10 protein-coding genes and 1 pseudogene are annotated in these 12,768 nt (G+C 71.1%); 4 read left to right on the top strand and 7 right to left on the bottom strand.

What is annotated here, in order from left to right; all coding sequences use genetic code 11:
* Positions 1 to 46: 46 nt before the first annotated feature.
* The 3 genes from B7C62_12045 to B7C62_12035 all read right to left on the bottom strand — a co-directional run bounded on the left by B7C62_12045 (position 47) and on the right by B7C62_12035 (position 4,765).
* Positions 47 to 1,579: a LytR family transcriptional regulator gene (locus B7C62_12045; protein ID ARF77117.1), complete on the bottom strand. Its 1,533-nt coding sequence runs from the start codon at positions 1,577 to 1,579 to the stop codon at positions 47 to 49.
* A gap of 473 nt (positions 1,580 to 2,052) precedes the next feature.
* Positions 2,053 to 3,627: a transcriptional regulator gene (locus tag B7C62_12040; GenBank protein ID ARF72915.1), complete on the bottom strand. Its 1,575-nt coding sequence runs from the start codon at positions 3,625 to 3,627 to the stop codon at positions 2,053 to 2,055.
* Between the two features lie 385 nt (positions 3,628 to 4,012).
* Entirely contained in the window at positions 4,013 to 4,765 is a 753-nt protein-coding gene (locus tag B7C62_12035; protein ID ARF77116.1) for a TIGR03089 family protein, read from the bottom strand.
* 131 nt (positions 4,766 to 4,896) lie between these two features.
* Between B7C62_12035 and B7C62_12030 the strand changes: the two genes are divergently transcribed.
* The 3 genes from B7C62_12030 (at position 4,897) to B7C62_12020 (ending at position 8,758) form a co-directional block, all read left to right on the top strand.
* A complete protein-coding gene (locus tag B7C62_12030; protein ARF72914.1) occupies positions 4,897 to 6,522 on the top strand; it encodes an N-acetylmuramoyl-L-alanine amidase in 1,626 nt (541 codons plus the stop codon).
* Positions 6,523 to 6,601: 79 nt separating this feature from the next.
* Entirely contained in the window at positions 6,602 to 7,693 is a 1,092-nt protein-coding gene (locus tag B7C62_12025) for a GDP-mannose pyrophosphorylase (GenBank protein ARF72913.1), read from the top strand.
* A gap of 18 nt (positions 7,694 to 7,711) precedes the next feature.
* Positions 7,712 to 8,758, top strand: coding sequence for a 3-methyladenine DNA glycosylase (locus tag B7C62_12020; protein ARF72912.1), 1,047 nt, complete (start codon positions 7,712 to 7,714; stop codon positions 8,756 to 8,758).
* A 161-nt stretch (positions 8,759 to 8,919) separates the two neighbouring features.
* Here the strand turns inward: B7C62_12020 and B7C62_12015 are convergent, their stop codons facing one another.
* The 4 genes and pseudogenes from B7C62_12015 to B7C62_12000 all read right to left on the bottom strand — a co-directional run bounded on the left by B7C62_12015 (position 8,920) and on the right by B7C62_12000 (position 12,491).
* Positions 8,920 to 10,203, bottom strand: a complete 1,284-nt coding sequence (locus B7C62_12015) for a coenzyme F420-0:L-glutamate ligase (GenBank protein ID ARF72911.1) — start codon at positions 10,201 to 10,203, stop codon at positions 8,920 to 8,922.
* A gap of 113 nt (positions 10,204 to 10,316) precedes the next feature.
* Positions 10,317 to 11,273: a 2-phospho-L-lactate transferase gene (locus B7C62_12010; protein ARF72910.1), complete on the bottom strand. Its 957-nt coding sequence runs from the start codon at positions 11,271 to 11,273 to the stop codon at positions 10,317 to 10,319.
* 13 nt (positions 11,274 to 11,286) lie between these two features.
* Positions 11,287 to 11,787 (bottom strand): cysteine dioxygenase, encoded by a 501-nt coding sequence (locus tag B7C62_12005; protein ID ARF72909.1) that lies wholly within the window; start codon positions 11,785 to 11,787, stop codon positions 11,287 to 11,289.
* Positions 11,788 to 12,308: 521 nt separating this feature from the next.
* Positions 12,309 to 12,491 (bottom strand): annotated as a pseudogene (locus B7C62_12000) (hypothetical protein).
* Here B7C62_12000 and B7C62_11995 point away from each other — a divergent pair.
* A complete protein-coding gene (locus B7C62_11995; GenBank protein ARF72908.1) occupies positions 12,492 to 12,755 on the top strand; it encodes a WhiB family transcriptional regulator in 264 nt (87 codons plus the stop codon).
* Positions 12,756 to 12,768: the final 13 nt, after the last annotated feature.

Below are 12,768 nucleotides of genomic sequence, written 5' to 3'. Positions count from 1 at the left end.
ACCCCCCATGCTGTTCAGATTTCCGCTGCCGTGCGATGACCCGGTGTCACTCCGCGCAGACTTCCTTGTCGGCGCTGGCCTTCTCGATGTTCTCCGGAATCTTCGCCGGTCCGGTGATCGGGATGCCCGCGCCCTTGAAGTCGCCCCCCAGCGTGAGCACCATCGCCTGAAGCCCCTCGGCGTCGGCGGTGCCCGGCTTCAGGGCCGTGGCGGGCAGCCCCATCATCTCGGCGAGCGCGCGGGCCTGGTCGGCCTGGTTGGGCGCGTACTCCAGGGTCGTCTTCTTGATCTTCTCGGGGGCGTTGGCCTTGTTGGCCGACTTCAGCACGCCCTGCTGGTTCTGGAGCCAGGTGACGGTCGCCCCCGCCGCACCGGGGATCTCGCCGCCGTTGAGGACGTCCACCCGGACATCGGCGGGCTCGGCCTTCGGGCCCTTGAGAAGGGCCGCCTGCTTGCTCTTGGCGGCCTTCTTCTGCTGCTTCACCTCGGTCAGCGAGGTGTCGGAGCGGATCATCGCGAAGAGCGGTTCGGCCCGCACCTCGTCCACGACCACGGTGATGGGCTTCGGCTCGTCCGGGTTGTCCTTGACCGGCAGCGTGACGAAGGTGATGTTCTTGGTGTCGACCTTGCCGAGCTCCTGGGCGAGGGTCATCAGCTTGTTCGCGCTGCCGATGCCCTGGTCGACCGTCAGGGACTTGGTGGCCGCGTCGGCCAGGTCGAAGAGCTTCTTCGGGTTGGTGAGCGTGTCGTTCGACTTCATCTGGCGGATCATCGAGCCGAGGAACTGCTGCTGGACCTTGATCCGGTCGAGGTCGCTGCTGTTGCCGAAGCTGCTGCGGGTGCGCAGCAGGGCGAGTGCCTGCTCACCCTGCACGGTGGACGGGCCCGCGGGCAGATCGAGGTGGGACTTCGGGTCCTTGACCGGCTTGGCCATGCAGACCGGTACGCCGTTGACCGCCGTCGTCAGCTCCTTGACGGCGTTGAAGTCGACCATCATGAAGTGGTCCGCCTCGACGCCGGTGATCTCGGCGACCGTCTTCATGGTGCAGCCGGGGTCCCGCCCGTCCTGGCCGAGGGTGACGTTGAAACGCTCCTTCTCGATGCCGGGGACGACCACGGTGCTGCCGTCCGGCTGCTTCGTCTCGCACTCGGGAATCCTGGTCTTCAGGTCGCGCGGGATGCTCAGCGCCGTGGCGTTGGTGCGGTCCTCGGAGACGTGGAACAGGATGGTGGTCTCGGCGTGGCCGGGGCTGTCCTTGTCGCCGTACCCCTGGTTGCCCTTGCCGGTGCGCTTGTCGGTGCCGATGATCAGGATGTTCATCGGGCCGTCGCTGAGGACGTTCTTGTTGCCCTGCTTGCCGATGTCGACGGTGGAGATGTTGCCGTTGAGCCGCGCGTACAGGAGGTACGCGCCCAGCGAGGCGGCGACCAGCAGGAACGCCAGCACCCCGCCCGTCCACAGCAGCGCCTTCTTCCGGCGCGCCTTCGGGGCCTTGCGCTTGCGGCGTCCCGAGGTGGCCGCCGCCTCCGCGCCGCGCCCGCCGCGCTGGGAGGACCGGCGGCTGCGCTGGCCGGGCACCTCGCGGCGGGGGGTGTCGCCGGAACCCTCACGGGAGCCCGCCCCCCGGCGGCCGGAACCCTCGCGCGGCGAAGTGCTCCGCGCGCCGTCGCCGTGGCCGGAATCCGCGGCGGTCGCCGTACGCGCCGCGACCGGGGATTCCTCTGCGGATTGGTCCAGTCGCAGTTCGTAATTGCCGGTGTGCGGGTTGAGTACCCACTGGTCGGCGGGGTCGATATCGTCCGCCCGCCCACGGCTTTGCGCGTCCACGGTTGTTTGAGTCCTCCGTCGGTGCCACGCGAGGCGCCTTCCCCCGGCAAGGCGCTCGTTCCTTCGCTCCAGCAGTGCGCGACCTGACGGCCGGAAATACCGGATCGCGTCACACTATCCGCCCGGTTCTGAAAGGGGCGACGCGCGTGACCCACACCACGTCCCTTACAACCGGGCATACTTCCCATTACCTGTCGATTGTCTTCGCTGTCTTGGTCATTGCTTTACTGCTCACACAGGTCGTCCGCGGCGCTCGAACCCGAATAGGTGGGTGTCGGAGTCGGGCTCCCGGAACCGGCGTCATCGGGCTTGCCGTCCTGTTCCGGACCTTGACCCTTCTCCGCGCCCTCGTCCGTGCCCTTCTCCGTGTCCTTTTCCGCGTCCTTGAGTTCGTCCGCCGGGACCACGGCCACGGGCTTGTCCTCGCGGAGTTGCTTGAAGAGTTCGCCCGCGTCCGGTTCGACCAGTTCATCCCGGTTGGGGTTGTTCCGGTACGGCTGCCGGGGCACGGTCAGGAACTGCACCTGGTCGGTCGGCACGTCCCGCATGCTCCGCACCAGGTCGTACAGGTCCCGCAGCGAGTCGAGACCCGGGTCCGTCGTCAGCGACTTGGTCGCCGCGTCCAGCACCGGGTAGAGCCGCGTCGGGTTGAGCAGGACGCCGTTGCTCTGCATCTTGTTGACCAGAGCGCCCAGGAACTTCTGCTGGCGCTCCATGCGTTCGGTGTCGCTGCCGTCGCCCAGGGTCTTGCGCGCCCGTACGTAGCCGAGGGCCTCCTCGCCGTTCAGCGTCTGCCGCCCGGCCGGGAGCTCCAGGTGCGCGTCCTTGTCGTCGATCGGCTCCTTGAGGCAGATCTCCACCCCGTCCACGGCGTCGACCATGTCCTTGAAGCCGTTGAAGTCGACGACCATGTGGTGGTCGACGCGGATACCGGTCAGCCGCTCCACGGTACGGATCGTGCAGGCGGTGCCGCCGAGCTCGAACGCGGAGTTGAACTGGGTGAACTGCTCCCGGGTCTCCTTGCCGTCCGAGGTGCGGCAGCCGGGGATCTCCACCATCAGGTCGCGCGGCAGGGAGACCGCCGTCGCGCTCTTCCGGTCCGCCGCGAGGTGCAGCAGGATCGTGGTGTCCGAGCGCTGGCTGCCGCCGTCGTCGCGGCCGTACCTGCTGTTGTCCCCGGCCCGGCTGTCGGACCCGATGAGCAGGATGTTCTGGGCGTCCATGACGACCGGGGTGGGCCGCTCCTTCTCGTACACCTTCAGCTCGGCGGCCGCACCGGTGTCGGTGGTGATGTTGCCGTCGAGCTTCTTGTACAGCCACCAGCCCGCGCCCGCCGAGACCAGGACGAGGAACGAGGCGCCGAGGGCCGCCCAGCGCAGCCATGGACGCCTGCCCCGGACGGTGATGCCGTCCTTGGGGTGATCGGCCCAGGTCTGTACGCCGTCGCGACCGTTGCTTCTGCTTTCACCGCCTCTTTCACCCACGCTTTCGCCGGTCCCGGTCCCGGTCCCGGTCCCGGCGGTGTCTCCGTCGGCGGGGGACTCGGCGTCGTCGGCGGAAGGCTCGGCGTCGTCGGCGGACCCGGTGCCATCGGAGGGCCCGGAACCGTCAGGGGACCCGGCGTCCGGGGTGCCGGGCCGGGGCGTGTCTTCTCCCGGCCCGGACGCCTCCGGCGAGCCCTTGGCCGGCTCCGGCCCGTCCTGCGACTTGCCCTGCGACGACTTCCCCTGCGACCTGCCCTGCGGCGTGTCCCCGGCCGGGCGGTCCGGTTCGGCCGGCGTGCCAGCGCTGTCGGTCACGTCTGCGTCCATCCTTCACGGTCGGCGGCGCGATGGGCCGCCGGTCGCAGAAGTAGACGGCTGAACCTCACGCTTGGTTGTGCACTGCCAGGAGAGTGGTCTGTACCGCCGATCATCTACCCGCTCCGGCGATCGATACCGGGGGCTCGGCCCGCTGTGGGCCGGACGAGTGCACCTCAGAGCGCTTGTCATACCGCGCTGTTGGCTGTGTGCCCCGGCGGCGCGGCTGACGCGCGCCGCACCGACGGCGGGACGGGCGGCCCGGCCGGGCCGCTCCGGCGGCAGCGGGTGACCTGGCCGATTCCCGACCCGTACGGGGGTGGCTCGGCCGTGCCTCTCTCCGGGCGGGCGGCCCGGAGAGAGGCGCTCCGGCAGCGCGGGTGGCTCAGACCGCCGTGCCGGTGACCCGCTCGCTCTCGATCCGCTGGGCCAGCCCCTCCGCGCCGAGCTGTCCGAGGTGGCGGCAGAGGACCACGGACCCCCCGGCGGCCAGCGGCGCGAAGAGCCCGGCGCTCAGCCCCTCCCAGGTGTCGTACGTGTGCCCGGTCAGCAGCCGCGATCCCGGTACGAGCCCGAGGGCGTCGGCGTCCTTGCGGGCCTTCTCGACGAGCTCCGCACCGGTCAGCTCGACCCCGCCCACGGCCAGCGCGGGAGCCCCGGGGTCGACCGGCGCGAACGGGGCGAAGCGGTCGCCCTGGCTCGGCACCTCCACCGCGTAGTCGGCGAAGCCCTCGGGTGCCTGCGGGAACCGGCCGCCCAGCGGACGCAGGGCCAGCGCGACCCGCTCACCCCGGCAGGCCCGGGCCCGCTCCAGGGTGTCGGGCCCGCTCACCACGAGGTCGGCACCGGCCGGGTCGCCCTGGACATCGGCGACGACCCCGACCGAGGAACAGGCCAGCAGCCAGACCGCGGACTGCCAGTGCGCGGGGAGCAGCAGGGCGAGCCGGTCGCCGGGCTCGGCGGCGAGGTCGCCCTGGAGCAGATTGGCGGTCTTGGCCACCCAATTGGCGAAGGTGGCCACCGACAGTTCGACGCGTTCTCCGGTGGCGTCGTCGTAGAAGGTGACCAAGGGGCGGGCCGGGTCCGCGGCGAGGGCGGATCGCAGCAGGTCGGCGGCGGTACGGTCGCTGGAGTTCACCCGCACAAGCGTACGCGGGGACGCCGTGCCGGGGCGGGCTGAACGGGTGTCACGTACACCGGTTCGGCAGACACGCCGTCAGCCGCGCCCCTCTCGCGGCCTTCTGTCCAGGTAGCCGCACCTGTCCGGTTATGACCAGGATCGTGCGTATGCGTGCACTACTTGTCACCTCAGTCAGCGCCACCTGCGCGGCGGCCCTCGCTCTGCCGCTCGCCACCCCCGCGTCGTCCGCCCCGCTGCCGCACTCCGGCTCGGGCCGGCCGCCTTCCACCTCCCCGGCGTCACCGGGTGCCGGACCGCCGTCGTCGTCCGTACGGGCCGAAGCCACGGCACGCGAAGCACCCGCCCCCGACACGTTCACGTCCGGCACATCCAGGTCCGACGCCCCCGACACCTCCGGCACCTCCGACGCCACCGAACCCCGCAGCGCGAAGTCACCGGCCGCATCGGCGGCCGAACCCGCGGGCTCGACCCAGTCGCTGCCCCTGGGCCCCCTCGCCGCCCCCTCCAACCGGGTCGCCGGAGCGGCGCAGGCCCAGGGCCTGCCCCAGCGCGACGCCCGCCCCTTCTCCCTCGTCGGCGTGGTCTGGGACGACGCCGACGCCGAACTCCACGGCACGGTCCAGGTCCGGACCCGGGCCACCGGCACCACCCGCTGGTCCGACTGGCAGGACATCGAGACGCACAACGCCGACCACGCCGCCGACCTCGGCAGCGCCGAGCGCGAGGGGCGTACGGTGCGCGGCTCGACGGCCCCGCTCTGGGTCGGCGACTCGGACGGCGTGGAGGTACGGGTGCGCCCGGAGACCCCGGAGACCCCGGAGACCCCGGACGCTCAGGACCGGGCGGCCACCCCCGTACCGCTTCCGCAGGGGATGCGCCTCGAACTCGTCGACCCCGGCGAGGACCCGGCGCCGGAACCGGCCCGGGGCGCCCCCGCCACCAGGGCGGCCGTCCCCGCGGCGCTGCCCGCCGTCTTCGCCGACACCCCGCCCGCCTCCGCCGCTGTCGTACCGGAGGTCCTCACCGCCGAGAGCGCGGCCACCTCGGCGGTCAACGCGGAGCTCGCACCGCTCGGCGCGACCATCATCCCCGCCCTCACCAAGGCGGAGACGGAGGAGTCGCTGAACCTGGCCCCCGGGGCGAAGCCGTACATCGGTCCGCGTCCGAAGATCGTCACGCGCAAGGGCTGGGGCGCCGACGAGAGGCTCCGGGAGCGCAACTTCGCGTACACGAAGACCGTCAAGGCGGCCTTCGTGCACCACAGCGCGACCGGCAACAACTACACCTGCCAGCAGGCCCCCTCGGTGCTGCGCAGCATCTACCGCTACCACGTCAAGAGCAGCGGCTGGCGCGACTTCGGCTACAACTTCGCCGTCGACAAGTGCGGGAACATCTACGAGGGCCGGGCCGGAGGCGTCTCCAAGGCGGTCCTCGGAGCGCACACCCTGGGCTTCAACACCAACACCATGGGGATCGCTGTGCTCGGCACCTACTCCTCCTCCAACCCGCCCGCCGCCGCCGTGACCGCCGTCTCCAAGCTCACGGCCTGGAAGCTCGGACTGTTCGGCGCCAACCCCAAGGGCAAGGTGACCCTCGTCTCCGGCGGCAGCAACAAGTACAAGGCCGGTGTGAAGGTGAAGATGAACGTGATCTCGGGCCATCGGGACGGGTTCGCAACCGAATGCCCCGGAGCGCGTCTCTACAAGAAGCTCGGCAAGGCGAGGACCAGCTCCGCCAAACTGCAGGGCCGCTGACCGGTTCATGTCGGACCGGTCTGCTTAGACTGGCCAGCCATATCCAGGCCAGGCCCCAGCAGGAAGCAGAGACGGTGCTGTGACAGAGGCAAAAGAAGCGATCCTCCTGGTCGGTGGCAAGGGCACCCGACTGCGCCCGCTCACGGTGCACACGCCGAAGCCGATGGTCCCGGCGGCGGGTGTCCCGTTCCTGACCCACCAGCTGGCGCGGGCCAGGGCGGCCGGGGTGGAGCACATCGTGCTCGCCACGTCCTACCTGGCCGAGGTCTTCGAGCCGTACTTCGGCGACGGCTCCTCGCTCGGTCTGCACATCGAGTACGTCACCGAGCAGGAGCCGCTCGGCACCGGCGGCGCCATCCGCAATGTCGCGGCCAAGCTGTCCTCCGGTCCGGACGACCCCGTCCTGATCTTCAACGGCGACATCCTGACCGGGCTCGACATCCGGGCCCTGGTCACCTCGCACAACGACTCCGGGGCGGACGTCTCGCTCCATCTGACCCGGGTGGAGGACCCGCGCGCCTTCGGCCTCGTACCGACGGACGCGACGGGCCGGGTGACGGCCTTTCTGGAGAAGCCGCAGACCCCCGAGGAGATCGTCACCGACCAGATCAACGCCGGGGCGTACATCTTCCGGCGTTCGGTCATCGACACGATCCCCGAGGGCCGCCCGGTCTCGGTCGAGCGCGAGACCTTCCCCGGACTGCTGGCCTCCGGGGCCCACCTCCAGGGCATGGTCGACTCCACGTACTGGCTCGACCTCGGCACCCCGCAGGCTTTCGTACGGGGCTCCGCCGACCTGGTCCTGGGCCGCGCCCCGTCCCCGGCGGTCCCCGGCCGCTGCGGAGACCGCCTGGTCCTGGAGACGGCCAGGGTCGCCGCCGACGCCAAGCTCACGGGCGGCACGGTGATCGGCGCCGACGCGGTGATCGGGGCGGGCGCGAGAATAGACGGCTCGGCGATCCTGGCCGGAGCGGTCGTCGAGGCGGGAGCGGTCGTCACGGACTCGCTCGTCGGCGCCGGCGCGAGGGTCGGCAGCCGTACGGTGGTGAGCGGCGCGGTCATCGGTGACGGCGCCCGGGTGGGCGCGGACAACGAACTGCGCGACGGGGTCAGGATCTGGTGCGGGGCGGACCTCCCGGACGCCTCGATCCGCTTCTCCTCGGACCAGTAAGGAACTTCAAGGCACTTCATGGCAGGACGATTCGCCCCGCGCACCGCACGCCCGGCACTGCCGCATCAGGCAGCTCCGGCCGTGCGGGGCACGGGTTCGGCCACGGGTGGCGCGGCCACGAGCACGGGTATGGCCACGAGCCCGGGCGAGGCGCTGCCGCTGAGCCGTGAGTGGACCCCGCCGTTCCCTCTGGACCTGCGCCTGGTCCTCGGCCCGCTGCGCCGGGGCCCGGCCGACCCCACGTTCCGGATGACACCGGACGGCACGTTCTGGCGGGCCACGCGGACGCCGGAGGGCCCGGGGACCCTGCGGGTGGCGGCGCGCGGCGACCGGGTCGGGGCCGAGGCATGGGGCCCGGGGGCGGAGTGGCTGCTGGCGGGCCTCCCCACGCTCCTGGGGGCCGACGACGACCCGGACGCCTTCACCCCCCACCACCGCCTGCTCGCCACGGCACGGCACCGGCGCCCCGGCCTGCGGCTGCTGCGGACGGGCCTGGTGATGGAGTCGCTGATCCCCTCGGTCCTGGAGCAGAAGGTCACCACGGACGAGGCGTACCGCGCCTGGCGCCTCCTGCTCCGCCGCTACGGCACCCCCGCCCCCGGCCCGACGGCCGCGCTGGGCCTCCACGTCATGCCGGACGCGCGCACCTGGGCGATGATCCCGTCCTGGGAGTGGCACAGGGCGGGGGTCGACGCCAAGCGCTCGTCGACGATCCTGCGGGCGGTACGGGTGGCCCCGAGGCTGGAGGAGGCGTCATCGATGCCCTTCCCCGAGGCCAAGGCCCGTCTGGAACTGATCCCCGGCATCGGCCCCTGGACCTCGGCGGAGACGCTCCAGCGCTCCAACGGGGCCCCGGACGCGGTGACGGTGGGCGACTACCACCTCCCGGGCATCGTGGGCCACGCCCTGGCGGACAACCGCCACGCGGACGACGAGGAGATGCTGACCCTGCTGACCCCGTACCAGGGCCAACGCCACCGGGCGACCCGCCTGATCCTGCTCGCGGGCCGCATCCCGGAACGGAGGGGCCCGAGGATGACACCGGGGAACATAGGGGCGCTGTAGGGCTCGGGCATATTCAGCCCTTCCGGCGTTTGAGGAGCGGGGTCCGGGGCGGAGCCCCGGTTTCGGGAAGGGGCGGGTAGGGGACAAGCTCCGCGCAGCGGCCCCACCCGCCCCCGCCAGGCCCGCCCCCACCGCAACCAGCCCCACCCCACCGGCATCCCTCACCGCACGGTGACAAAGTCCTCCACGTCCCGTCCCACCCGCTCCCGAGCCACCCCCACCGCGTGCCCCACAGCCACCGCCCCCAACGGGTCCCAGGACGACGGCAGCGACAGCACCTCCCGCACCACCGACCGGCAGAACATCGTCGAGGACACCCACGCCGACCCCAGCCGCTCACCGGCCAGCGCCACCAGGAAGTTCTGCACGCCCGCCCCCGCCGCGACCACGAACATCTCGCGCTCCGCGGTGTCGCGGCGCTCGTCCCCGTACGTGTGGGAGCCGTCCATCACCAGGCACGGCACCGCCAGATACGGCGCGTTACGGAGCACATCCCCCCGCCGCACCCGCTTGGCGATCGCCTCCTCGCTCCTGCCGTCGCGCCGCAGGTCCGTGATCCAGGCGTCCCGCATCGCGTCGAGCAGCCGGGTCCGCGACTCGGCGGACTCCAGCAGCACGAACCGCCACGGTGTCGTGTGATGAGGCGCCGGAGCGGTCACGGCCGCCGCGACCGCCCGCCGCACCGCCCCCGGGTCCACCGGCTCGTCGCTGAACTCGCGCACCGTACGCCGCAGGGTCACCGCTTCACGTACGGCCTCCGAGGTCCCGAGCCGGAACATGTCATCGGCCGCACTCCGCACCATCGCCCGCGCACCGGGCTCGTCGTCCGCGCCGGACACCACGTGCGGCAGCCCCCGCACCACGGCGACCGGCAGCCCGGCGGCCTTGCCCTTGACCAGGTCCCCGGCGGCGGCCAGCTCGTCCGCCGTCGCCACGACGGTGGCGCTGAGCGGATTGCCGTACGCGTCGGTCCCGCCGCGCAGATCGTCCAGCACCCGCACCCCGGCGGCGCCGATCGCGACATCGGTCAGCCCGTTGCGCCAGGGGCGCCCGAAGGTGTCGGTGATGACGACGCCGATCTCGACGCCGAGGGCGTCCCGCAGCCCGTCCCGGATCGCCCGGGCGGAGGCGTCGGGGTCCTCGGGCAGGAGCAGCACGGTCCCGGCGGGGGTGTTCGACGCGTCGACCCCGGCGGCGGCCATGACCAGCCCCTGCCGGTTCTCCACGATCCGCAGTGTGCCGCGCCGCGCCACCACCCGTACGGTCTCGGCGTCGATGGCGGCCTCACGGTCGGCGGCCTCGACGATCCGGCCCTCGGCCTTGGAGACGATCTTCGAGGTGACGAGCAGGACGTCACCGTCGACGAGCCCCGGCTCGGCCCCGGCGATCAGCTTGGCGAGATCGTCACCGACGCGCACCTCGGGAATCCCGGCCAAGGCCCACACCCGAAAAGAAGGCACACCACCCCCACCAACCACAGGCCCCCCACCGGACACCGAGCCCCCACCAGCCACCGAGTCATCGCCGACCACAGAACCACCCCCACCAGCGGAACCGCTCACGCCCGCACCTCCTCGGCCAGGTCCAGCGCCTGCCGGGCCATCTCGGCCGTCGCGTCCACGTCCGTCATCATCAGCGGCACCGCCCGGCACCGGATGCCCGCCGCCTCGACCTCGCCGACCGCGCCCGCGTCCACCGTGTCGACCAGCCACCCGTCCAGCAGCCCCGACCCGTAGTGCTGGGCCACGGCGGCGGCCGTCGACTCGACGCCCACCGCCGCGAGCACCTTGTCCGCCATACCGCGCACGGGCGCGTCCCCGACGATGGGGGAGAGGCCGACGACCGGCACCCCGGCCTCGGCGATCGCCTCCCGGATGCCGGGGACGGCGAGGATGGTGCCGATGGAGACCACCGGGTTCGACGGCGGGAAGAGGATGACGTCGGCCGCGGCGACGGCCTCCAGGACGCCCGGCCCCGGCTTCGCCTGCTCCGCCCCGACCGGCACGATCGCCTGCGCCGCGACGGAGGCGCGCAGCTTCACCCAGTACTCCTGGAAGTGGATGGCCTTGCTCTCGCCGTCCAGCTCGACGGCCACATGTGTCTCGACCCGGTCGTCGGACATCGGCAGCAGCCGGACCCCCGGCTGCCAGCGGGCGCAGAGCGCCTCGGTGACCGCGCTCAGCGGATAGCCCGCGCCCAGCATCTGCGTACGGACGATATGGGTCGCGAAGTCGCGGTCGCCGAGACCGAACCAGCCGGGCCCCACCCCGTACGCCGCGAGCTCGTCCTTGACCTGGAAGGTCTCGTCGGTCCGCCCCCAGCCCTGCTCCTCGTTGATGCCACCGCCGAGGGTGTACATCACGGTGTCGAGGTCGGGGCAGACCTTCAGCCCGAACAGATGGATGTCATCACCCGTGTTGCCGATGACCGTGATGTCCGCCTCGGGCGCCGCCTGCTTGAGGCCACGCAGAAAACGAGCACCACCGATACCGCCGGCCAGAACAACAATGCGCATGCACAGCAGTTTGTCAGGCGGGTACGACATCCACGGCCGTCGGGGCGCACTGCGCGGCGTGCATCGGCATCTCGGTCAGACCCGGGTAGTAGATGTGCAGGCTGACGGCCGGTTCGAGCGAGTCGTTGACCACTTCGTGCACGTATCCGGGGGCGAAGGCGCGCTGCGCCCCGGCGTCGAGCGTCCGGGTGCCGTGCTCGGTGTGCTCGGTCAACTCGCCTTCGAGGACCGTCAGTACGCCCGCGGAGCGGCCGTGGTCGTGGCGCCCGCTGCCCTGTCCGGGCACCCAGGTGAGCAGCCACACCTCGTAGCCGGGGCCCGTCTGGAGGCGGTGGTACCAGCGGGTGGTGGTGTCGTACCGGACGAGTCCGGCCCAGCGCGAGCGGTCGGCCGCGATGGAGCGGGCGAGGCCGACGAACTCGGAGACGGTGGAGGGATGCTCGCGGGCGGGCTGGAGGAGGTGCTGGACCTCAAGGATGTCGCCGGCGATCTGAAGGTCGCTGTCGCTGTTCATGGGGTGCGGTGGTTCCTCGGCATGGGGGGTGCACGTGCGGGGGAGTCGCGTGGAGCGTCGGCAGCCGCGGAGGAGCCGCGGGAAAAGCCGGAAAGCAGGGGAGAAGCGGGGAAAGCTGGAGAAGAAGGCTGAATCAGAGCTGGAGCGCTACGGCATCAACAGCTGTGACAGCTGGAACAGCAACAGCGGGCCTGGACAGCGCTGCGGAACCCACGGACGTGGGTGACGTGCATCGCTGCGATCGCTGACATGAGATCAAGGAGACCGGTTGAACCGCTCCCTGTCAACCCGATGCCCCCTATGGGAGCAATATTTCACCCCTTCCGGTTGTCGGGCGAGCAGAAAGGTTTGTTCAGCCCCGAGTGCGGAGACATGGCGCATCATCCGTGCGTTCAAACGCGCTCGAAGGGCCGTGACCCGACTGTGATCTTGATCGCTACAGTGATCGAATCGCAACGTACGGGCGACCTTGATCGTCTTGATCGGGTGAGGCGCGACGAGCGTGGGGCCGGTGGCATATGTCAGGTTTTTGGTGATTTGAACACTTTCCGCATACGCTTGGTTCCGCAGAGTGAATCCCTGGGCCAATAGCAGATCCTCGCTTGACTGGCTTGGAGATACACACTTGTAATTTCACTCGTGTCGTTCGGCCGCCATCAGCAACGGCCGCATCACGGGACGCAAGAGACAGACGAGGGGCGCACATGACCGAGCTGTTCCAGCAACTGCTGGTCGAGGACGCGGACGAGGAACTCGGCTGGCAGGAGCGCGCACTGTGCGCCCAGACCGATCCCGAGTCCTTCTTTCCCGAAAAGGGCGGATCGACCCGCGAGGCCAAGAAGGTCTGTCTCGCCTGTGAGGTGCGTTCGGAGTGCCTCGAGTACGCGTTGGCCAACGACGAACGCTTCGGCATCTGGGGCGGACTTTCCGAACGTGAACGACGGCGCCTCAAGAAGGCGGCGATCTAGCCCCCGGCCCGCA

This window comes from Kitasatospora albolonga (genome assembly GCA_002082585.1).
GTDB classification, from domain to species: Bacteria; Actinomycetota; Actinomycetes; order Streptomycetales; family Streptomycetaceae; genus Streptomyces; species Streptomyces stephensoniae.
The sequence above is the reverse complement of the archived record's forward strand: the minus strand, read 5'-3'. Positions and strand labels throughout refer to the sequence as shown.

Coding starts and splice junctions, on each gene's coding strand:
- B7C62_12030 (ARF72914.1), top strand. CDS start 4,897: ATGACCAGGATCGTGCGTATGCGTGCACTACTTGTCACCTCAGTCAGC.
- B7C62_12005 (ARF72909.1), bottom strand. CDS start 11,787: ATGAACAGCGACAGCGACCTTCAGATCGCCGGCGACATCCTTGAGGTC.
- B7C62_12010 (ARF72910.1), bottom strand. CDS start 11,273: ATGCGCATTGTTGTTCTGGCCGGCGGTATCGGTGGTGCTCGTTTTCTG.
- B7C62_12020 (ARF72912.1), top strand. CDS start 7,712: ATGGCAGGACGATTCGCCCCGCGCACCGCACGCCCGGCACTGCCGCAT.
- B7C62_11995 (ARF72908.1), top strand. CDS start 12,492: ATGACCGAGCTGTTCCAGCAACTGCTGGTCGAGGACGCGGACGAGGAA.